Raw genomic sequence first — 22615 nt, 5'->3', positions numbered from 1 at the left:
TCTTTAATTCTTATTAATCCAGGTTAGTGTAGAGTGTTTGAATTCGGCCCACAAGCACAGTGGGCCGCTGTAACGCTATTCGTCACGCAGAGCCGCGGCCGGCTCAAGCCTTAATGCAGCGCTGACGGGAACCATAATGGCAGCGAGGATGACAGTAGCAATTAAGAGTGGTACCCCCAGGGTGATGAGGGGGTGGCTCTGGGCCAGGCCGGCCTGAGTCATCAGATTGACCAGAGCAAACCCCGCTGGTAAGCCAAACACCAACCCAACTCCCAGCTGTTTACTTCCTTGCCAGATAAAGTGGACCAGAATTTCGCTATCACTGGCGCCTAACGCACGACGAACACCGACCTCTTGTTGCTTTTGTGCAATTGCATTGGCCATGACCGCATAAATTCCGCTAAAGGCAATAACCATTGAGGCGAGCGCAAACAAAGTGAATACTTTACTGACAAAGTTCATCCCGGCGACGCGTTCAGCCACTGCAGGCTCTATGGACATGACACGATAAGGGGGAACGCTTGGGTCCGCTTTGAGTGCAGCGCGTTCAAGCGCTTGGCGAATACTGGCCTGCTTGCCTTTGCCTTGTATGGCTAGATGCATATAACTGCGTGGCATCTGCTCGAAAGGTACGAAGGTTGTGGTGCGAATTAAATTATTACCAGTCGGTTGACCCAGTATCACGTCATTGACGACACCTACGATGGTATACCAGTCATCACCTTGTTCAACATACCGGATCCGTTTGCCCAGTGCAGAGCCCGCAGGGAAAAACTGACTGGCAAATGATTGGGTCACGATAACAACCTTGGGGGCATCCTTGTTGTCCTGGTTATTGAATCGACGTCCCGCAAGTAAAGTCACATCCAGCATCTCGAAAAAATTATTTGTGATCACATTTAAGTTCGCTGCCGGGTACTGCGCCATACGGCCGTAGTCTTGTCCCTCAATAGCAAAGTTATTGTACGCCCCCCAGGTGTGTGCCATTGAACTGGCCATCGTCACCTGATCAATTTCGCTCTGTTGTAGTATCAGGGTACTGAGCGTTGAGAAATACTGTCGCCGACTTTCTTCGCTTTCGTAACCCAGATCCGGTAACTGAATTCTCGCGGTTATGTAGTTTGTTGTACGCATACCGTAGTCGGCCCTGTTAATGGTATCAATGCCATTAACCATTGCCGCCGAGACCATAATTAGGGCACAGGAGAGTGCAACTTCCAGAGCGACAATCAGTTTACTAAGACGGGCATTTTTCTGGCCTTGCGCACCTCGGGTGCCATCTCGTAATACTGTATTGATATCCGTGCTGGTGGCACGCCAAGCTGGCAGCAATCCGGTGAGCAGGGCAGTTGCAATGACAATAGCAAACGCCACTAACAGACTATTTTGGGTAAAATTTGCATGCCACCAGTAAGGCATTTCAATAGGCATGGCTGTGGCAAAGTAGTCAACTGACACCTCCACTCCCCATCCCGCCAGCAGTATGGCGAATGTGCCAGAGAGCACAGAGATCAATGTACTTTCTATCAACATTTGCTTAATCAGCGTGGCCCGTGGTGCGCCCAGCGCACTGCGGATTGCGGTTTCTTTGGTGTTTTCCAGTGCCCGGGAAAGTAGCAGATTACCCACATTCACACATGCGAGTAACAGGATCATAAAGACTGAGATATACATAGTAGCGACAATTTGCGTCCCGCCACTGCCGACCAGTTCATCCTGAAAAGTCCAGACATGACCCAGTACGTTGGAATTGAGCTGTGGATGTGCCTGTCTGAGTTGATTGAAGTATTGTGCCACTTCCTGAGCCAGTTCGGCACGCTCAGTGCCCGGCTTAAGTCTGGCATACATGGCGACATAGGGGGAGTCTTTGCGTGCGACCCCCTGAGTTGAGAGTGAAAATGGTAAGTATAGAGTTGCGTCCGACGGGAAGCGGTAGCCCTGCTCAGATACGCCTATGATCGTATGTGCAGTACCATTGACGGTCAGTGTTTTGCCAACAACGTTTGCGTCACCTGCAAATAGTTCTTGCCACAGGGCATACCCTAGTACCACGACTTTGTCTTGGCCTGGTAACATGTCTGCGTCACTGAGTAAGCGACCAAGAACAGCACGCCCTCCAGAGAGGCTAAACAGCTCAGGGGTAACCAGGTGAGCACGGTAGCGCAGTGCCCGGTCACCTGTACTCAGGTTAGCACCGCGAATGGCAAAAGCGTCGACGGCATCTACCGTGGTAAGGCGTTGCTTGAGCTCCAGATACTCATGCAGTCTAACAGAGGGCCCGTCATAAATGGTGCCATTGCTGTTGATGGTGATCCGCACCATACGTTCGCCGCCGCTAAAGGGCAGTGGTGCCTGAATTGTAGATTGGATAAAACTGAACATGTAAATGCACAATGCCAGGCCTGTGGTCATAACAAACAGGGTCAGCGCTGTAAATCGGGGGGCCTTGAGCAAGCGTCTGAGTGTATAATGGATATCTTCAATCATTATCTTGATCCTTAAGCGACGACACTGTTTTGAGCGGCGCGGGTATCAGAAATGATCCGTCCGTCAAACACTTCTATAATACGCTCAGCACGCTGTGCGCCTCTGGGGTCATGCGTAACCATACAAATCGTCGCGCCTTCGTGGTGCAGTTTATCCAGTAGCGTCATAACCAGCTCGGCATTTTTTGAGTCCAGATTTCCGGTTGGTTCATCCGCAAGGATGATTGCCGGATCTCCGGCGATGGCTCGTGCGACCGCAACCCTCTGTTGCTGCCCACCGGATAGCTGGCCAGGATAGTGGCTAGTCCTGTGTCCCATATCCACTTTTTTCAGGGCATTCATCGCCATGGTTTCGCGTTCCTGTCTGCTGAGTGTTTTGCGATAGCGAAGCGGTAGCGCCACGTTTTCCAGTACGGTCAGGTCACTGATAAGATTAAATGACTGGAAAACAAAGCCGATATCCTGATTGCGGATGGCAGCTCGTTGTTTATTGCTCAGGCCCGTAACCTGCTTACCATTTAGTTCATAGCTACCTGAGCTGGTGCTGTCGAGTAAGCCCAGTATTGACAGTAAGGTTGATTTTCCACATCCAGATGGGCCAGATATGGATACGTACTCGCCTTGTTCTATAGTTAGATTGATATCGCTTAGGGCATGTGTTTCAACGTCTTCTGTAGTGAACACTTTTTTCAAGTTTTTCAGTGTAATAAGCGCTGTCATGAGGTGATTCCTGATTGTTTTTAAGGTTTGTAAACTAATGCAGCGCTATGCTGCTATGATGTGCAAATTGTTCCTGATCTGACACTATGATGGTGTCTCCTGCCTGTAACCCGGCTAAGATTTCTATTTCCAGGCTGGAAGCCTTGCCAAACTGTACTTGGGTTTTATTGGCAAACTGTTGCGCCGCATCCAGTTTAAGTATGTTCATGGTCTGATCAGGTTGTGAAAATGCCGGGCGCTTCACGTACAGGGCATCATTTAAGTGACGAATGATAATCGCCCCATCAATGGATAAGTCGGGTCGGGCTTCATTTGGCAAATCACCGAGCAGCTCAACATCTACCTGTACGGTGCCGTTAACCACAGCGGGGTCAATACGTGTGACTTTGCCCGTAATAGTATTAAAGCGCGTGTCTATCTCAACGGACTGACCCAGTGCTATGTTTGCAGCTTGGATCTGTGGCACTTTTAACTCTGCTATGAGCTCATCAGCGTGAGCAAACTTGGCAATGTTTTGACCTAATGCCACTCGTTGGCCAAGCTCCAGAGGCATTGCCTGAACGATACCATTGAGCGGGGCTGTGATCTGTAAGGATGTTAGCTGAAACTGCGCTTGCTCAATGGCTTTATGCAGTTTTGCCAGACGTGCTCTGCGTGCTTTATAACTGGCCTGAAGGTTCTTTGCTAATTGTAGCTGACGATTTTTATCTATCCTGAGTGTTTGTGCAAGCTGAGTAACGGTTAATTTGGAGTCTTCATAGTCCAACCTGGATACCGTTGCATTACCTTGTTTGATCAAATCTTCTTCTGCATCAAGACGTAGTTTGGCTTTGTCATATTGCATTTGCGTTCTGAGCAATAGTGCCTGCATTTCCAGCTTTTCCGATTGGTGGCTGACGGCGAGTGCTTCGAGCTCAGCCTCCAGTGCCGTGTATTCCCAGTTTAACTCATCCAATTGTTGTTTTAGCTCTGGGTTACTTAATTCGACTATCAGGTCCCCGGCGTTAACTTCTGCACCTGGCTTTACAAGTATCCGCTCAACTTTACCGGTTACATTACTTGCAACCCAGCGAATATCTTCTGGCACCAGCGTACCAGGGGCTGCAACTTTTATACTGAATTCTCCGCGTTGCACTATGGCTGTGAGCAGGGTGCCCCGTTCGACACTGAGCGCGCTAAACTGCTGTTGGCTTATAACGAACAGCAGGGTGAGAAAACCAAATAGTGCAGCGACAATGAATGTGCTTTTATGCTTGTACCAGGCTTTGCGTTGCTTTTTAACTATATCCATGGGTAAACTCCGGTCTGAACTTAGCCACATATAATCAAGCTTTGTGCCAAAAGATAAAGTGTATAATTATCATGCTCTTATTTGCGGTATTGTAAATGTGCGGCATCACTTCACTGAAGTTGAGTCCCATTTTTGGGATGTCAGAATGAGATGGCAGTCCCAAAACTGGGATGAGGCAGGCAAGGCAGACAGGAGTTAACTTATGAGAGAAATTCAGTGGCATATTCATCAGGGTAGCATTGAAGACATGCTGGTGGTTGAGCAGCAGATCCCTGAGTTTTCAAACCCCAAGACTCGGGAGGATATCCTTCAGAGGCTGGCTGGGCGCAAATATCTGGCGTTAATCGCCAGCTGTGATGGTCAGCCGGTTGCCTATAAACTCGGTTATGAGCAGGCTGCGCAACAGTTTTATAGCTGGCTTGGGGCTGTGATACCAGCTTGTCGTGGCAAGGGAGTGGCACGCGCGCTATTGCTTGAGCAGGAGCACTGGTGCCGTGCGCAGGGCTTCAGTCACATTGAAGTTAAGACGATGAATCGTTTTAAAACCATGATGCAGATGCTGGTAAGCCATGACTATCATATAGCAGAGCTGACTCATCCAGCAACGCCGACAGACACATTGCTGGATGTTCAGATCCGATTTCGCAAGGCGCTTTAACGCGCGCGCGTATCAAAGTATTGATTGAGCCCTAAGGCCGTAAAAATAATTGCACTGCCCAGTCCCAAAGTGACCAGATCCGCAGTGCGGTTCCAGATCAGGATATTTACCAGGATCCCCGCTGGGATCAATACATTGTTCATTACCGCCAGCGCCCCGACTGATACCAAAGTGACACCTTTGTTCCAGACAAAATAGCCCAGTGCAGATGCAATAACGCCCAGGTAAATCAGGATCCCCCATTGCTGTGGGGTTGCAGGCAGCCGGTTCAGATCGCCAAACAAAGCAAAACTCAGCAAAGATACGAGTAACGCGCCAATAAAGAAAAAACCAAAACTTTGATGGTGCACCAGCGTGTGTTGCTCAGCAAGGCGCTTGTAAAGAACCTGACCCAGTGCAAAACACAGGTTGGCGCCCTGAACGATGATAAAGCCCAGCCAGAAGTCAGGGTTAGGCGTTGTGAGGCGGATCACGACAGCACCAAGTGTGGCCAGCAGTGCAACCATTAGGTAGCGGGCATTGAAACGTCTTGCAAACAAATCATTGAGCAAAGTGATGTATACCGGCGTCATAACGGTAAATAAAAGTACTTCGGGCACGGACAGGAATAAAAAAGCATGGTAGTAAAAACCATACATAGCACCTATCTGGATAGCGCCTATTGCCATTAATCTGAACATGACGGGGCGGGCAGTTTGCTGCCAACGAATAAACGGCAAGAAAACCAGAGTCGCCAGTGCAATACGACTTAGTGCCGCAAACCACAAGTCAACGGAACCTGCCAGATAGACGCCGATCAGGCTGAATGAAAATGCCCACACCAGGGTGATAAAAATCAAGTGATACATATTCAGGTAAGTTATTCAGAGTAGCAAGATGTACGGGATCATACCGCAGCGGGAGTTGATTAATCTAATGAAAACAGAGCATAACAGAAACTAGGTGAGTGTTGGCCGGCCGCTTAACGCAACTTTGATTAAGTTCGGTGCAACTTGTTTGAGCAAGTAAAGATTGAATCATCGAAAATAGCGAATTAAAAGCGCGTTATAATATGATTTTATTTTATAAGCACCGGGTTACAATGATCTTGTTTTCACATTTATCCCTTCATGATTACCCATGATGTGTATTAAGGCCGCTTTATGCGGCCTTTTTTTTGTCAGCATTTTCTGCTTTCTGCACTTGTAACCCTAAAAATAGTTTTTATGCTGCAGATGTCCCATTGTTTTCTTCCAGCAGGAAAAGGTGCACCCACAGTTCCATTAAAGGCAATACGGCTTCGTTGCATAAGGCGCTGTCATTACAGTAACCTTGTTTAGTGAGCAAGGATCAACAAGACAATTAAATCAATCGGAAATTACGAACTAACAGAACGTAATAATATGATTTTATTTTATAACGGGCGAGCTACAATGATCTTGTTTTCACATTTATCCCTTCATGATTACCCATGATGTGTGTTAAGGCCGCTTTATGCGGCCTTTTTTTTGCTTGTCAGTTCTGTTCAGCTGCGCCTAACCTGCCTACCCTTAAGATGATACTTTTCAACAGGCAGTGCTTTATTGTCTGTACCAACTGTAAAAGGAAAAAGGTATGCGTACAATTCCATTGTTGATGTCGGTTGTTTTATCTGTGTTGCTGAGTGCCTGTGCGTCCATGGGACCGGGCGACGCCGCACAAAAGCGCGCCGAAATCCATAAAATGAAACGAGAAACCCTGACAAAACTGTATAGTAAAAAACCAGATATCCGTGCGCAGTTGAGTAATGCACCGGGTTATGCGGTGTTTTCCAATGCGAATCTGAACATCATTTTTGTCGCTGCCGGTACAGGCTATGGCGTGGTGGAGGATAATATCGCGGGCAAGTCAACCTACATGAATATGGCCGAAGGGGGAGTCGGGCTTGGCCTGGGTGCCAAGGACTATCGCATCGTGATGGTGTTTCACACTAAAGCGGCCATGAAACAGTTCGTCGAGTCGGGCTGGACATTTGGCGGCAACGCAGATGCGGCGGCAAGAGCTGCTGATAAAGGGGCATCCATTGAAGGTGAAGTTTATTATGGGGATGTCACCGTCTATACGTTTACCGAAAGTGGTTTGGCGTTGCAGGCGACCATCAAAGGCACCAAGTTCTGGAAAGATAAAGAACTAAACTGATTGGCTTACGCTCAGCTGGCTTCTCAGGCCAGCTGACAAATTTGCTTACCAATTGTCACAATTGTACTGGTTTTAACTCGCCGCTCTGACGTTACACTGACAGCAGACTAAAAACCAGGGAAGCAATATGATCTTAGTGCTTGGCGCAAGTGGCGCGACGGGTAAGCTGGTTGTTGAGCAGTTGCTGTCGGCGCAGGAGCCAGTCAGAGTGCTGGTACGAAAGTGCAGTACTCAACTGGCATGGTTGAAGGCTAACCCACAATTGGATGTCAGAGTCGGTGATATCGCTGAGCTCAGTACAAATGAACTTAATGCCTTGATATCGGGCGTACAGACGGTAATTTGTTGCCTGGGACATAGGGCAACGTTTCAGGGCATTTATGGCCCGCCGCGCCGCTTGGTGCGTGATGCTGTGCGTGATGTGTGTGAGGCAATCGATAAGAATCATGCCCACACTCAGGTAAAATTCATCCTGATGAACAGTACCGGATGTCGCAATGAGCTGCTGAATGAACGCCCATCTTTGGCACATCGAGCTGTAGTCGCTTTACTCAGATTATGTCTGCCACCTCATCCGGACAACGAAGCGGCCGCACGGACCCTGCGGGCGTACTCGACCGTCGAAACAGGGGTTGACTGGGTGGTCGTTCGTCCAGATTCACTGATTGATGAGCCTGAGGTGAGTGCCTACGACGTCCACCCATCGCCAATAAGAGATGCCATTTTTAACGCCGGGCAAACCAGTCGTATTAATGTTGCCCACTTTATGTGTCAGTTGGCACTGGACTCAGGCTTATGGCTGCAATGGCAGGGTCAGTCGCCCGTACTCTACAACCAAAGCCAGCCTTAGTACTCAATCGTGGTTTTGTAATCGTACCGAAAACCGATTGAAATGGAGTCGAAATCATCACCGTTGACAAACGACTTGTTAAGGTACTCCAGGTGTACCCTGAGTACCTTGATCGGGCTCCATTCCAGGGTGACGTTAAACCCATCAAAGCTGCCAGCCGCGGGATCTGAATCCTGAAAACCGTCATCAAAATCAAAATACCCAGCTTTCAACTTGTAGGCTTTGGCCAGTTGATAGGCGAATGATAAATCAAAGGTGTGGCCGCTGCGATCGGCGCCCGGAGCGCGTCGGTCATAATTTTTGTCCTGATAGGCAACCGCTGCGTAGAAGCGGGGTGTAAACTGGTAAGCCAGTGAGGTCGCCCAAAGATTATTGTCTCCAAGCTGGATATCATCCGCATAAACATCATTTTGCTGATAGGTGATAGCTGCATGCAAATCGTTGGCATCATAGCTCAGACCCACATTGATTAAATCGTCAGAATTGCTGCCTGATTCTCCATTAAATTGTGCAACTGCGACAAAAGTAAAGGGTCCGGGGGTGAGCCGGTAACTTATTAGGTTATCAACAAAGAACAAGCTCTCAGGATCATAGGCGAACGGACTGTTAGCATGGTTGAAGATATCAACGTATTCGGCGATGAATAAATACTGCGCGGGTCTTTGCTTACCAATACCAAAGCGGCCTACAGGTGTATTTAAGGCAGTGTAGGCTCGCCGAGAGCGACCAAAATTGCCTTCATTTGCAACGTCAATACTCCATTCACCATGCAGCTCAGCACTCCAGTCTTCGTCGAATTCGTGCGTTACTTTGAGTCCGGCGTGAGACAGTGCATCGCGTACGTCCCAATTGTCCTCGCCATTAGTTTCAAGGCGGCCGTAAGTCGGGCGCATTGTGGCATAGACGTCTAATGTACGCTTTTCTTCCTGGGCTGTTTCCTTGGATGTATGAGCAGGCTTTTGTTTGTCCGCTGTCGGTTGTGAGGTTTTGGCAGCGGGCTCAGATACGTGCGTTGCTGTTGTCGGTGGGTGTTGTTTCTCGAAGCGTGCTTTTAATGCCCGCAGTTGCGCTTCCAGAGCTTCGATATCTGCCATTGTGACAGGGCGCTCTGAGCTTGCATGGCTGCTGGATAATGGGATACACAGCGCCACCAGGATAGCTTTAGCTACAGAAGAGATCGCGATTTTCATAGCAAATTACCAAATTCGTTGCGTTAGTTGCGATAAATCGAATTATAGACAACACTTTGGCAAAGGGTGATTTTAATTGGCCTAAATTATATGAAAATCCGCAGCAAATTCTCTTTGGCATCGGCGCTTCTCATCTTCGTGATCATCTTAGTGATCAGCACGACCACGTACTGGTTGGTGAATACTTCTATGAATAAGAAAACCACCGCCTATGTGAGTGATTCCGCGCAGTTACTGGCGTTGGGAATTGATAACTGGCTGGCCGAGAAAGCCGCTTTGATTAGATTACTGCGAAGTCAGATTGAAGCCGATTTTAGTCCGGAACAATTTCAAAAGGGGCTTGAATCACCCTATTTTAAAGAGGCATTTTTGCTGGCGTTTGGTACTTTAAGTAACGAGCCCGTTTTAAGGTCGAACAATCCTAACCGGCAAAATCCGCCGGATGTCGACTTTCGGGAGCGGGGCTGGTACAAACTGGCCAGAGACAAAGGCAAGACGGTGTTTACCAGCCCGTATACGGATGCCGCGACGGGGGAGTTATTGCTCTCAGTGGTGGCACCTATCAATTCGGGTGGCCAGTTTCGCGGTGCCATTGGCGGCGATCTCAGTCTGGATACCATTGCCAAAAGCGTCAATGCAGTGAACTTTGATGGCACAGGTTATGCGTTTTTAGTAGACAGCAAAGGGACCATCGTCTCTCACCAAAATGCCAAGCTCAATGGCAAGCCGCTTAGTGCTTTATCGCCTCAATTGCATAAATCAGCAGAGCAGACCCTATTGGAAGTGACTGTAAAAGGGGAGGCGAAGCTACTCTACTTTTATCCATTGTCTCAGCAATACGGCACGGATTGGTATCTGGCAGTCTTGCTTGATAAAGCACTGGTGTTTCGTGATCTGAGAGAGTTGTCTATGAGCACTCTGATGCTTGCTGTTGTGGCGATCCTGCTAGGGGCATTTCTGAGTCGTGCGTTAGCAATTCAGCTACTTAGACCATTGAAAGACCTCAACGATGCGATCACCAACATTGCGTCAGGTAGCGGCGATCTGACGCAGCGTGTACGCATAAAGCACCAGGATGAATGCGGTAAGGTGGCGCAGGAGTTTAACCAGTTTCTGGGGTCGTTACATAGCTTGGTAACTGACGTGAAACAGCGGGCTGATATGGTGGTTGCCAGTTGTGACGAGGCACGAACTTTGGCCAATCAGTCCAGCTCTCAGCTCACTGAGCAAGTACAGTTAATCGAGGGGCTGGCAACGGCAATGCACGAAATGAGCACCACCTCCAGTGAGATAGCTGGCAGTGCGCAGAATGCGGCAACATCCATTACTTCCGTTAATGAAAAAGCGGCGCAGGGTCAGCAGGTATTCCAGAAAACCCGTGGAGAAATTAGCGCGTTAGCAGACGAAATTAACACATCACACGAAATGAGTACGCAACTGGCCGAATATAGCCAAAGTATTGAAAACATCTTGTCTGTCATCAACGGTATTGCAGAACAAACAAACCTGTTGGCATTGAATGCCGCCATTGAAGCAGCCAGGGCTGGTGAGCAAGGGCGGGGCTTTGCCGTGGTTGCTGATGAAGTACGCTCACTGGCGACCAAGACGCAAGAATCGACAACCGAAATCAAGTCCATGATAGAGCAGATCCAAGCCTCGTCGATACAGGTCCAAAGTGCGATGGGCAGCAGTCGCGATAAAACTTTGCTCTGTGTGGAGCAAACAGAGCAGGCCACGGGTATGCTTAATGAGATATCCGAAGCCGTCAAAGACATCATGGATCGCAATATTCAGATTGCAACCGCCATAGAAGAACAAAGTGTGGTGATTGAGGAAATTAATAAAAATACCTCTAATATCAATGATATTAGCGTAGAGGTAGGGAGTTTTGCGATTCGTCAGTACGAGTCCAGCAAGGTGCTGGCACAACATGCTCATGAACAAGAGGGGCTGCTGTCGAAATTCACGCTTTAGCTTGGCTGCGGCAAGTTGTACACTTGTCGCATAACCAATAGAGTAAATGAGCCAACTTTGGACAACAAGAAAAACATATGGGTGGATGCAGATGCGTGTCCTGTGGTGATCCGCGAGATTCTGTTTCGTGCCGCAGCAAGAACCCAGATGCCCGTCACATTCGTCGCCAATCAGTATATAAAAACACCGCCGTCACCCTATATTCACAAGCTACAGGTAAGCAGTGGTTTTGACGTCGCTGACAACGAAATTGTACGTCGTATGAACGCGGGGGATTTAGTGATCACCAGTGATATTCCGCTGGCGGCAGAGGCTATAGAGAAAGGCGGACTAGCACTGAGCACACGCGGCGAAGAATTTACCCGGGAAAACATTCGCTCCCGGCTGAATATTCGTGATTTTATGGATACCATGCGCAGCAGTGGTATGGTCAGTGGCGGTCCACCTCCGCTGGGACAGGCAGAAAAACAACAGTTTGCCAACAGCCTGGACCGCTGGTTGCAACAAAACAAAGGCTAGCCTGAAACACCGACTCATCCCGGGTCGGTGTCTTGTTCGTCTGACCGTTATGCCATATCGGCGTGCATCACTTTTGCCCAAACCTCAACAAAATCTTGTACAAATTTGGCACGGTTATCGTCCTGTGCATAAAATTCAGCATAACTGCGTAATACTGAGTTAGAGCCGAAAACCAGATCGACGCGGGTTGCCGTCCACGCCACTTCGCCGCTCTGACGGTCAATCAATAGATAAGTGTGTTCATCCTTCGGCTGCCACTGGTATTGCATGTCGGTCAGCGTAATAAAAAAGTCGTTGCTTAATACTTCAGGCTGATCTGTAAATACACCATGTTGCGTGTCACCATGATTGGTGTTGAGTACACGCATGCCACCCAGCAGTGCCGTCATCTGCGGGGCTGTGAGCCCCAGCAACTGGGCTTTGTCCAGCATGAGCTCTTCCGGGCTCACCTGATAGGGTGCTTTTAACCAGTTACGAAACGCATCATGCAACGGCTCCAGGACGGCAAACGCCTCGACATCCGTCATCTCATCGGTGGCGTCGCCCCGTCCGGGTGTAAACGGCACCTGAATGTCGAAACCTGCCGCTTGTGCGGCCTGCTCAACCGCAAGGTTGCCAGCCAGCACCAGCGTGTCTGCCAGACTGGCATTGTGTTGCTTTGCAATGGGGGTGAGGGTAGCCAGTACTTTATTCAGTCGAGCAGGTTCGTTGCCTAGCCAATCCTTTTGTGGTGCCAGACGAATACGCGCGCCGTTAGCACCGCCACGCCGATCTGAACCGCGAAACGTTCTTGCACTGTCCCAGGCCGTCGCAACACGCTCTGCAATACTCAGATTGCAGGCCGCGATGGCTTGTCTGAGCGCCTGAAGGTCATAGCTGGTATTACCGGCCGGGACCGGATCTTGCCATAGACTGGTTTCCTTTGGCACATCTGGCCCTATATAACGCGACACGGGGCCCAAATCGCGGTGCGTAAGTTTAAACCAGGCCTGTGCAAACACCTTTGAAAAATAGTCCGGATCATCGTAAAAACGCTGAGAAATTTTACGATAGACGGGGTCAATTTTCATCGCCATATCGGCGTCCGTCATAATTGGGCTATGGCGCTTTTGAGGGTCGGCGACATCCGGATATTTGTGTTCTTCTTTCACATTAATGGGCTGCCACTGCCAGGCGCCTGCCGGGCTCTTTTTTAGTTCCCATTCATAGTTAAGCAACAAATGAAAATAGCCGTTGTCCCAGCGAGTTGGCTCGCTTGTCCAGGCACCTTCCAGTCCGCTGGTTACGGCATGTTTTCCAGTGGCGCCGTCATTGAGCCAGCCAAATCCCTGGGCTTCCAGGTCGGCTGCTTCGGGCTCGGGGCCAAGTGCCTGTGCATCGCCATTACCATGGCATTTGCCTACCGTATGTCCACCGGCGGTTAGTGCAACCGTCTCTTCGTCGTTCATGGCCATACGGGCAAATGTCGTGCGCACATCTTCGGCAGTTTTTTGTGGATCCGGCTTTCCGTCTACCCCCTCCGGGTTGACATAAATAAGACCCATCATCACGGCGGCAAGAGGGTTATGCAGCTCCCGCTCACTGTGATAGCGACTGTTGTCGCTGTCGCTGGTGGCGAGCCATTCAGATTCAGGGCCCCAGTAAATGTCTTTCTCAGGATGCCAAATGTCTTCGCGGCCAAATGCAAACCCGTAGGTTGCCAAGCCCATAGATTCATATGCTATGGTCCCGGCATAGGCGATTAGGTCAGCCCAGCTCAGTCGGTTTCCATATTTTTGTTTAATCGGCCAAAGCAGGCGGCGGGCCTTATCCAGATTAGTATTATCGGGCCAGGAGTTAAGCGGCGCAAATCTGAGGTTCCCAGTGCTGGCACCACCACGGCCATCGGCAATTCGATACGTCCCAGCGGCATGCCAGGTCATACGTATCATCAGTCCACCGTAATGCCCCCAGTCTGCCGGCCACCAGGATTGACTGTTGGTCATTAGCGCATGCAGATCTTGTTTTAGGGCGTCGAAGTCGAGTTGTTTTACGGCTTCGCGATAGCAAAATTCTTCACCCATGGGGTTAGTTTTACTGTCGTGTTGGTGCAGTATGTCGAGGTTCAATGTTTTGGGCCACCATTTTGGCTGCGCCAATTGCTCTGTTGTGGGGCTGTTATGTAATATCGGACAGGTGCCAGGGCGGTCATTTGCTTGCATTGCTGTGTCTCCTTTCAAGTCACGGCGTGTTGGACTGCGCTGATTAAATACGGCTGTTATCAGGCGACGGGCTATAAATTATAGTCAAAACATGATTAAGTTTAGTAAATTTAATACGCAAGTTCGGGCAGTTAAGATCACCAAGACTGATCCATGCAACGCAATTACCTAAGTGCGCCAGCACGCCAAACAGGAGAGAATATGATAAGAAAAATGACACAAAGCGATTTTCAACAATTCTGGCCAACCTTCAAGGCGATAATTGAACAGCAGGAGACTTACGCTTTTGACCCTGATATGTCGCAGCAAGCGGCTTATACACTATGGTGTGAAAAAGTAGACTGTGCTTATGTTTTGGTTGAAGAAGATGAGATACTGGGAAGCTACTATTTAAAAGCCAACGCGATGGGGCCGAGTAATCATATTTGTAACTGTGGCTATATGGTTGCGACCCAGGCAAGAGGCAAAGGGGTTGCCCGGACTTTGTGTGAGCACTCGCAAAATGAGGCAAAAGCAAGAGGCTACCTGGCTATGCAGTTTAACTCTGTGGTCGCCAGTAATCAGGTTGCGGTACAGTTGTGGCAACGCCTGGGGTTTAAAATAATTGGCACAATACCAAAGGCTTACCGCCATCCTAGCCTGGGTTTCATTGATAGCCATATCATGTATAAATGGCTCGTGTAACTGTCAGAATGTTATTTCATATCAATGCCATAGAGTTTAAATCAAGCATTGACATCTCCTCTGCGCCAGCCTATATTGCTGGCAACTCATACCAATTTGCTTTTTCAAATTGAATAAGTATTAAGTGAAATTAATGGTATTAATTAACCGTGAGAGGGTAAGTTGCGTTTACGACAGGGTTTGCTGAGCATAGTAATGATGTTACTGATTGGCCTGCAATCGGTGACAGCTGTAGTGGATCCCGGCAACTTTCATCAACCTGATCAAGCACACCTGCAAACTAAGCACGTTCATGATGACAACTATTCTGCCTCGGACAGGCTTATTTTTGATGAGCAGGGACATGTGATCTCCGACTGTCACCATTGTGGTCATTGTAGTGGTAGTCATACTATTTGGATGTCAGCCAGGCTCTCACTGGTATCCGGATTAATAAAACCTGAAACCTCATTTTTACCAGGCGACACTCAGGTTCGCCGACGTATTGAATCTCAGTTTAAACCTCCCATCGCCTAATTCTGCGCCTACTGACCTTGTTTAGGTCAGCGTTTGTTTTTTCCGTTTGACGGATCGCAGCCGTGTGCCTGTTGTCATATGACAATGAGCGGCGCGATTGGTCGTCCCATTTTTGCCTGAAACAGACAGGCTGAAGCTTGTGAGCATACCTGATGCACGACAAGCTACGAATTAGAGATTTACACAACCATGAATAAAGGTATTTTTAGTTACGCTACAGGATTAGTGCTGATATCACTGCAGGTCAGTGCCGGTTTGAGCACCGATCCAGATCATAGTCATAAAGAACAACATGCGCCAGTTGAGGCTTCTCGCGTTACCCAGCCTCATGCACAAAGTGTGATGCTTAGCGAAGCTCAACAGGCAAAGATCAACCTAAAGTTGGTGGCAGTCCAGCCAGTATATGAACGCATTCCATTTTATGCACCAGGTGAACTCAAAGCCAATAGTTTTACCAGCTATGTCGTTACGCCACGCATTGACTCCGTGATTGAGCGCCGTCATGCCGTTTTGGGCCAGATAGTTAAACAGGGCGATAAGCTTGTTACCTTATTTAGTCAGGATATGGCACAGGCGCAGGCAGACTATCTTATTGCTGCCAGTGAATGGCAGCGAGTCGCGCGCTTAACCGATTCGAGCGTGAGTGTAAACCAGCAGGTTGTCGCGAAGGCCCAGTTCAAGGCGGCGCAGGGCAAACTGCTGGCGATGGGGATGAGTCTGTCTGATATCGACCGGTTACAAGAGACTGAGGCTCAATCGTTGGGTATCTATACCTTGTCCGCACAGCGCAGCGGGATTGTCCTGGCTGATAACTTTGAGCAGGGCCAACGCTTTGAGCCGGGTGAGGCCATCATGCAGCTCGCCGATGAATCAACTTTATGGGTTGAAGTCAGGCTAGCTGCCACACAGCAGGACCCGATCAATACCCATACGCGTGTTGAGATTGAACACAATCTTCGTCGCTACCCGGCAGAGGTGATCCAGCAGGGGCACACACTGGATCCACTTACGCGTACTCGAATTGTTCGCCTGCAAGTAGACAATCCGGACGATACGTTACATGCAGGGATGTTTGTCAGTGCGTTTTTTATGTTTAACACTGCCAGCCCAGTTATTACTGTGCCTGAATCAGCTCTGGCGCGCGATACTGCGGGCAAGTGGCAGGTGTTTGTAGAACATGACGCGGGTGAGTTTGTCGCTATACCTGTTGTACGCGGCAAGCTGATCGGGGATAGGGTGATAATTGAACCTGCGTTGCCCTCGCAAGCGATTGAGGCGGGCACACGGGTGGTTATTGAAGGCGCATTCTTTGTTGCCTCCGAATTGGCAAAAAGTGGCTTTGATCCACATAACCACTGAGGGCGCATAAGATGTTAGACAAGCTAATAAAAGGTGCAATTACACACCGTGCCCTGGTGCTATTTGTGGCACTCTTTATTCTGACTGGGGCGCTTTGGCAATTACCTCGCCTGAATCTGGATGCTTTTCCGGATGTGACCAATGTTCAGGTAACCGTAAACACTGAAGCGCCTGGGTTAGCGGCACAGGAAGTTGAGCAGTTGATCACTTACCCGATTGAAGCCGTAATGTATGCGCTGCCGGATGTTGAGCAGGTACGTTCAGTGTCGAAGACAGGGTTGTCCGGGGTGACAGTCGTCTTTAAGGAAGGGACAGATATTTACTTTGCCAGGCAGTTGGTGTTTGAGCGGCTGCAGGCCGCCCGTTCACTGATCCCTGACTCTGTGGGTATCCCAGATATGGGCCCGAATACCTCTGGTTTGGGTCAGGTTTATCAATATCTGCTGGTGGCTGAACCCGGTTCAGGCCTTGATGAAATGGCGCTGCGTGGAATCAACGATTGGGTGGTTAAACTTTTACTGATGCCGGTAGAAGGGGTGACAGACGTGCTGTCATTTGGAGGGCAGGTTAAACAATATCAAGTGGATCTGGACCCTACGCGCTTGTTGGCATATGAGTTAACTCAGGCTCAGGTGCAGCAAGCCTTAATGGACAATAATCGCAATGTAGGTGGCTGGTATCTCGACCGGGGTCAGGAGCAACTGGTGATCCGCGGAGTTGGTTGGTTCGCAAGTGGCGAGCCAGGCTTGGCACAAATTCGGCAGGTCCCCGTCAAGACAGAGCATGGGACTGTGGTTCGAGTGAGTGACATTGCACAGGTCAAATTGGGTGGAGAGATCCGTCAGGGAGCGGTGACCATGACCCAGCGTGATAATACAGGCAAGCTTCAGCCCCTGGGTGAGGTAGTGAGTGGTATTGTTCTTAAACGTATGGGGGCTAATACCAAAGCGACAATTGACGGGATAAACGAAAAAGTGGCGCAGATCAACCGAGCGCTACCGCCGGGTGTGAAATTTGTACCTTTCTATGATCAGAGTATGTTGATAGACAAGGCTGTGAGCACAGTAACCCAGGCGCTTTTGCTGGCATTTGTGTTTATTGCCGTGGTGTTAATCTTGTTTCTACTTAATCTGCGCGCGGCAATCCTGGTTATACTTTCGGTGCCTGCGGCCATTGTTCTGGCGCTAGGGCTGATGTCTGTGGTGGGAATGTCGGCAAATTTGATGTCGCTGGGTGGGCTGGCGGTAGCTATCGGTATGCTGGTGGATGGCTCGGTGGTTATGGTCGAGCGCATATTGCAACGACAGTCCTGTCAGTTGGCGCCTTCCGGCGAGGAGAGCTGGCGCTTTCATGAACTGGTTACCTTAGCTGCAATGGATGTCGCCAGACCTATCTTTTTTGCTTCCACGATTATCCTGTTGGTTTTTTTGCCTTTGTTTTCCTTCGAGGGCGTTGAAGCCAAGCTCTTCGTACCCATGGCTATTAGCATTATGCTGGCCATGGTGTGTGCCGTTGTGATTGCTTTGCTGGTGGTGCCGCCTTTAGCCTGCTATTTGCTGAAAAGCCGCAAACCGGGGCAGCGCAATGCGATGTTAGCAAAAGTGGAAGAGTACTATCGACAGTTACTGACACAAGCGCAGCGATACGGCAAAGCATTGCTTATGGTCATCTCGGCTTTGTTTGTATTTGCGATATACACACTGGGACAAATTGGCACTGAGTTTGTCCCTGAGCTGGAAGAAGGGACCTTGAATTTACGTGTAACACTGGCACCGTCTGCCAGTCTGGAAACGGCTTTGTCTGTTGCGCCTAAACTGGAGCAAACGTTATTGGAATTTGAAGAAGTCACTTATGCACTGAGCCGCATTGGCCGCCCAGAGGTCGGTGGCGATCCCGAGCCGGTCAACAACATTGAAATCTATCTTGGACTCAGGCCTGTTGACCAGTGGAAAAATGCGGACACAAGGGTAGCGCTGCAAGAGAAAATGGCGGTGGCACTTGCCGTTCACCCGGGTTTGCTTTTTAACTTCTCTCAGCCTATTGCGACTCGCGTTGATGAGTTGCTATCGGGCGTTAAAGCTCAGCTAGCGATTAAACTGCTCGGTCCGGATTTAACCGTATTGATGAAAAAAGGAGAGGAGCTTGAGCACTTAGTCCAGAGCGTCACCGGCACAGTGGATGTCGCATTGGAGCAGCTGAGTGGGGAGGCGCAATTGGTGATCACACCAAACAGGGAAGCTTTATCGCGTTTTGGACTCTCTGTCAGCGATGTAATGGAGTTGGTCAGCAGTGGTTTAGGGGGCAATACCGCGGGTCAGGTTGTAAAGGGGAATGAAAGGTATGATATTTACGTCAGACTGACTGAACCTGCCAGGCGCAACCCCGCTGTAATAGAATCTCTGAGACTTCTGTCCCCCTCAGGTGCCTGGGTCAGTTTAAAAGAAGTGGCAAATGTAGAATTTGCGTCAGGCCCGGTACAGATCCGCCGCGATGACGTGCAGCGCAGAATAGTTGTGCAGGCCAATGTGTCTGGCAGGGATATGGGCAGCGTTGTCGAAGATATCAGAGCAAAGATTGACGGTGCGTTATCACTTCCTCCAGGTTACAGTATTGAGTTTGGCGGTCAGTTTGAAAGTCAGCAACGTGCCCAAAAAAGGTTAGCGCTCGTTATTCCCTGTGCCTTGTTGTTAATGGCCCTGTTGCTGTTCGTGACCTTTAATTCCGCAGGTCAGGCTGCTCTTGTAATGATGAGTATTCCGTTGGGCGTGATTGGTGGTGTCTTTTCTTTATACTGGTCTGGGCAATACTTATCCGTACCGGCTTCTGTAGGGTTTATTACGTTGTTCGGTGTAGCAGTATTGAACGCGGTGGTCCTCGTGGAGAGCATTAATCGTCGCATTGCCTCAGGAGAAGAGCTATCGACTGCAATACAAGAAGGTGCCGCGTCCCGATTACGCCCGGTATTGATGACTGCGCTCACCTCCGCATTGGGATTAATGCCAATTCTGTTGTCCTCGGGGGTAGGCTCAGAAGTTCAGAAACCTTTAGCCAGTGTGGTTATCGGTGGCTTGATTACTTCAACCTTGCTCACGTTATTTGTATTGCCCATCTTATTTGAACGATTCAGTACCAAATCTGTAACGAGGGTAGCTGGTTAAGGTTGGTCTTGGTCAGAAAGCCGATTCATAGTATCGGCTTTCTTTATTGCGTTCTAGCTTGACGCTTTCTTATTGAGTAAATAAACAGCACACAAAGCACACGCACCGCCCACAGCAACGCCTACGCTGAGCCGTTCACCAAAGTACCAGGCAGACAGTCCCATTGCAGTGACGGGTACCACGAAGACGAAAGAGCTTGAACGGTTGGGACCAAGCTTTTGTGTTGCCAGGAAGAATACACTGGTGGCGATGCTTACCACGACGATCGATAAAAACAGCAAGTGATGCCAGTAATACGTCGGAAACTTTGCTGCACCGATGAAAGGGTCATGTTGATAAGCAAATGCGTAGCTTAATAACGAAGCCCAAAAATACATGAGCGTACTAAATGTAATGAAGTCAGCATAACGGGTCCCGCGCTGGCTGATGAGGGTCAAAAAGGCCCAGGTGAGTGAGGCGAGGATAAAGTACAGATTACCTGCAGAAAGTATCTGATCAAGGTCGAAATGCCACACTTCAATCATCATTAGTCCACCGCCCAGACCCATCGCCAGCCCAATTCCCTGGCGCCGGTTGATGGCTTGCCCCAATAATATGGCACTCAAAATAAAGGTAAACACGGGATTGGAGGTGGTGACCAGCATGCCACCCTTACCTGGCAACCCATCGGCCAGGCCAAGAAAAAACAACTGATTGTAAAAAGCGAGAAAAAAGCCTGCTGGCAGTGACCATACTAAAGCGCGCTTATTGAACCTGAGGTTCAGCAAGTTGAATTTTTGCATTACCCACATAATAGGAAGCATGCTGATTGCAGCCAGAAAAAGTCGGTAGAATACGGTGACCTGAGCGGGTGCAACCTCTGCGATAATTTTTCCTGAAATCCAACTCATTCCCCAAAATAGCATGGCTGAAACTAAGGCAAATACAATCGGTGATTCGTTGGGTTGGTCGTGGCACGTTGTGGTCGACATGAGAGTCCTTTCTGGCTTAATTGCTTTTTGAAGTCGCTAGAGTAGCAAATCTAGCCAATGGTGAGGAGAGTGTCGTTTTAATATTAAACTACCTTTTTGAAATTAAGAGTTTTATTTATTCAAACGGCGGGATCAGAAAACCTTAAGTTGTATGGCTGAGCGATACCTTTAACCTTGTTGATACGGAAGTCGTGTCTGGCTGCCGGAATGACAACAGTTTTACGAAGGAGCCAACGATGGCAATATATATTCAACTTATTTTAACTTGCTGTGTTTTGGTATCGGGATATAGCTATGCAACAACAGAAGCTGATAAGCAAGCGATAGAGTTCGCAGCTAAGGGCTATTTGATTGCGCAGATAGAAGTTCGCCCTGAGTTGATGGCAAAAGTAACAGATGATGAGCTGATAAAGCGGACTTATTGGCGCGATCAGCAAGGCGAGGAATTCGTCATGGCTATGGGTAAACAAGGAATGATTGAACTTGCCGCAGAATACAACCGTGTGGGTACTCGTTTTGCAGCCCAACCAAAAATGGAACTGAGAATTTTAGATATTGATAAACGTGTGGCTACTGTAAAACTGATCACTGACGAGTGGATAGACTATATGCATTTATATAAAACGGCCTCCGGCGAATGGCAGATCCTAAATGTGCTGTGGCAGTTTCATCAGATACATAAGCATAAGAGCGTGAGGTAATGTGTAAGGAACAAAACTGTAATGGCCCGTAATTGCTTTTATCTGTCAGAAATCTATAGTTTGCACATAGATTATTCAGTCAGAGAATGCCACTGTGATTACAAATATTGCTGTTACTTATGAGAACAAAACATCAAAGCCAATTTTCGCATTTCTATGTCAAAAAGGAGATATCAAAGCGCTTACCCTGACGCAGATCTTTCCTGGCTCTTGTTATAGGCTGTCAGCCGAGTTTGAGGATTTACAAGATCTGGAGGTTGGTTTTGGTGACTCTTGGTCTAACCCTAAGTTAGTGATGCCTTTGAGTGCGTCTACAGGGCACAGTGAATTCCACGTATGCCTGGATGACAACAATATGATGGAAGTTGAGCAGTCGGGTACATCGGTAAAAAAGCACAAGCGATACTTTTATGATGCGGTTTGCGTCTAGATAAATAGGTTTTCTTTATATAGCAATCTGGGTAATCATTTATAGTGTCTACACTTGGCGTTCTCTAGATGACACAGGTTATTACTTCCAGGCTAAAATATATTATAAGAGTAATAAAAAGGTTTCTAAGCACAGCTGGAAACCTTTTTTATTTGAATGAATTTCAGGCTTAAATTGAAGATAAACGGTTTTTTTGTGTGTTATTTGTTCGAATGAGTCGGGTTGGGTATTTTTCTTCAAAAAAGGGGTTGCGCTGAGGTTCGATTTCCCTATAATGCGCATCCACCAACACGGGGCACAACGCTGAAAAGCAACAAGCTAACGAGTTGGAAGTCAGATAAAACTTAGTGTTGAAAGTTTTCAAAGTTAAGTGTTGACATTAAAAGGGGAGTGATTAAAATGCACAACCCTCAGCGCTAACAGCGCAGCGACATTAAGTCGCACCGTTCTTTAAAAATATGAAGCAATCATCTGTGTGGGCACTCGTACAGATTGAGTTCTAACAGCGAATTTCAGTTTTACTGAATGACGCACAAAAATTTAGAGTCTCAACTGAACTGAGTGACTAACATAGTCAATTCGTTTTGATTTTACTTTTTTGAAAAGTAGAAACAGACAAAATCAGAATTCATTGAGCATGGTTTGAAGTTTACTTCAAACAAAAAACTTTTAATTGAAGAGTTTGATCATGGCTCAGATTGAACGCTGGCGGCAGGCCTAACACATGCAAGTCGAGCGGTAACATTTCTA

At 48.5% G+C, this 22615-nt stretch carries 18 protein-coding genes and 1 rRNA gene; 12 read left to right on the top strand and 7 right to left on the bottom strand.

Going from position 1 to position 22615, the window contains the following annotated elements; translation table 11 throughout:
• Positions 1-75: 75 nt before the first annotated feature.
• Genes ACXAH1_RS21730 through ACXAH1_RS21720 form a run of 3 tightly spaced genes read right to left on the bottom strand, consistent with a single transcriptional unit; the run spans position 76 to position 4497 of the window.
• The gene (locus ACXAH1_RS21730; RefSeq protein WP_475199593.1) at positions 76-2487 is read right to left on the bottom strand and encodes an ABC transporter permease; all 2412 of its coding nucleotides are present in this window, start codon (positions 2485-2487) and stop codon (positions 76-78) included.
• Positions 2488-2498: 11 nt separating this feature from the next.
• Positions 2499-3206 (bottom strand): ABC transporter ATP-binding protein, encoded by a 708-nt coding sequence (locus ACXAH1_RS21725; protein ID WP_054017043.1) that lies wholly within the window; start codon positions 3204-3206, stop codon positions 2499-2501.
• 34 nt (positions 3207-3240) lie between these two features.
• Positions 3241-4497 carry an efflux RND transporter periplasmic adaptor subunit gene (locus ACXAH1_RS21720; RefSeq protein WP_475199590.1) on the bottom strand — a complete coding sequence of 419 codons (1257 nt, stop codon included), beginning with the start codon at positions 4495-4497 and terminating at the stop codon, positions 3241-3243.
• A 202-nt stretch (positions 4498-4699) separates the two neighbouring features.
• Between ACXAH1_RS21720 and ACXAH1_RS21715 the strand changes: the two genes are divergently transcribed.
• Positions 4700-5155 carry a GNAT family N-acetyltransferase gene (locus tag ACXAH1_RS21715; RefSeq protein ID WP_475199587.1) on the top strand — a complete coding sequence of 152 codons (456 nt, stop codon included), beginning with the start codon at positions 4700-4702 and terminating at the stop codon, positions 5153-5155.
• Here the strand turns inward: ACXAH1_RS21715 and ACXAH1_RS21710 are convergent.
• On the bottom strand, positions 5152-6003 hold the full coding sequence (locus ACXAH1_RS21710; RefSeq protein ID WP_475199586.1) for a DMT family transporter: 852 nt from the start codon (positions 6001-6003) through the stop codon (positions 5152-5154). The two genes, ACXAH1_RS21715 and ACXAH1_RS21710, sit on opposite strands and share 4 nt — an antisense overlap.
• Before the next feature lie 745 nt (positions 6004-6748).
• Here ACXAH1_RS21710 and ACXAH1_RS21705 point away from each other — a divergent pair.
• Together ACXAH1_RS21705 and ACXAH1_RS21700 are read left to right on the top strand one after the other, a co-directional pair.
• Positions 6749-7312, top strand: coding sequence for a lipid-binding SYLF domain-containing protein (locus ACXAH1_RS21705; protein WP_054017039.1), 564 nt, complete (start codon positions 6749-6751; stop codon positions 7310-7312).
• A gap of 127 nt (positions 7313-7439) precedes the next feature.
• Entirely contained in the window at positions 7440-8162 is a 723-nt protein-coding gene (locus ACXAH1_RS21700; RefSeq protein WP_475199584.1) for an NAD(P)-binding oxidoreductase, read from the top strand.
• On the opposite strand, the gene ACXAH1_RS21695 is transcribed toward ACXAH1_RS21700, so the two are convergent.
• Positions 8159-9352: a porin gene (locus tag ACXAH1_RS21695; protein WP_475199583.1), complete on the bottom strand. Its 1194-nt coding sequence runs from the start codon at positions 9350-9352 to the stop codon at positions 8159-8161. The two genes, ACXAH1_RS21700 and ACXAH1_RS21695, sit on opposite strands and share 4 nt — an antisense overlap.
• Before the next feature lie 189 nt (positions 9353-9541).
• Between ACXAH1_RS21695 and ACXAH1_RS21690 the strand changes: the two genes are divergently transcribed.
• A complete protein-coding gene (locus tag ACXAH1_RS21690; RefSeq protein WP_475199581.1) occupies positions 9542-11326 on the top strand; it encodes a methyl-accepting chemotaxis protein in 1785 nt (594 codons plus the stop codon).
• Between the two features lie 57 nt (positions 11327-11383).
• The gene (locus ACXAH1_RS21685) at positions 11384-11845 is read left to right on the top strand and encodes a YaiI/YqxD family protein (RefSeq protein ID WP_138552943.1); all 462 of its coding nucleotides are present in this window, start codon (positions 11384-11386) and stop codon (positions 11843-11845) included.
• Between the two features lie 47 nt (positions 11846-11892).
• Here the strand turns inward: ACXAH1_RS21685 and katG are convergent, their stop codons facing one another.
• The gene (katG, locus tag ACXAH1_RS21680; protein ID WP_475199577.1) at positions 11893-14046 is read right to left on the bottom strand and encodes a catalase/peroxidase HPI; all 2154 of its coding nucleotides are present in this window, start codon (positions 14044-14046) and stop codon (positions 11893-11895) included.
• Between the two features lie 201 nt (positions 14047-14247).
• Here katG and ACXAH1_RS21675 point away from each other — a divergent pair, with 201 nt between their 5' ends.
• The 4 genes from ACXAH1_RS21675 (at position 14248) to ACXAH1_RS21660 (ending at position 19763) form a co-directional block, all read left to right on the top strand.
• Entirely contained in the window at positions 14248-14730 is a 483-nt protein-coding gene (locus ACXAH1_RS21675; RefSeq protein ID WP_475199576.1) for an N-acetyltransferase family protein, read from the top strand.
• Positions 14731-14925: 195 nt separating this feature from the next.
• Positions 14926-15246, top strand: a complete 321-nt coding sequence (locus tag ACXAH1_RS21670; protein WP_475199574.1) for a hypothetical protein — start codon at positions 14926-14928, stop codon at positions 15244-15246.
• Between the two features lie 189 nt (positions 15247-15435).
• A complete protein-coding gene (locus tag ACXAH1_RS21665; RefSeq protein ID WP_475199573.1) occupies positions 15436-16605 on the top strand; it encodes an efflux RND transporter periplasmic adaptor subunit in 1170 nt (389 codons plus the stop codon).
• An 11-nt stretch (positions 16606-16616) separates the two neighbouring features.
• The gene (locus ACXAH1_RS21660; protein ID WP_475199571.1) at positions 16617-19763 is read left to right on the top strand and encodes an efflux RND transporter permease subunit; all 3147 of its coding nucleotides are present in this window, start codon (positions 16617-16619) and stop codon (positions 19761-19763) included.
• 53 nt (positions 19764-19816) lie between these two features.
• Here the strand turns inward: ACXAH1_RS21660 and ACXAH1_RS21655 are convergent, their stop codons facing one another.
• Positions 19817-20734: a DMT family transporter gene (locus ACXAH1_RS21655; protein ID WP_475199569.1), complete on the bottom strand. Its 918-nt coding sequence runs from the start codon at positions 20732-20734 to the stop codon at positions 19817-19819.
• 236 nt (positions 20735-20970) lie between these two features.
• On the opposite strand from ACXAH1_RS21655, the gene ACXAH1_RS21650 reads away from it, so the two are divergent.
• The 3 genes from ACXAH1_RS21650 to ACXAH1_RS21640 form a co-directional block, all read left to right on the top strand.
• Entirely contained in the window at positions 20971-21435 is a 465-nt protein-coding gene (locus ACXAH1_RS21650) for a nuclear transport factor 2 family protein (protein WP_475199568.1), read from the top strand.
• Between the two features lie 94 nt (positions 21436-21529).
• Entirely contained in the window at positions 21530-21865 is a 336-nt protein-coding gene (locus ACXAH1_RS21645) for a hypothetical protein (RefSeq protein ID WP_138552951.1), read from the top strand.
• Between the two features lie 670 nt (positions 21866-22535).
• Positions 22536-22615, top strand: a 16S ribosomal RNA gene (locus tag ACXAH1_RS21640); the annotation flags it as partial.

The organism is Pseudoalteromonas sp. AWH4_217 (assembly GCF_056161105.1).
Note: the sequence above shows the minus strand (reverse complement) of the source record. Positions and strands in the feature narration are given on the sequence as shown.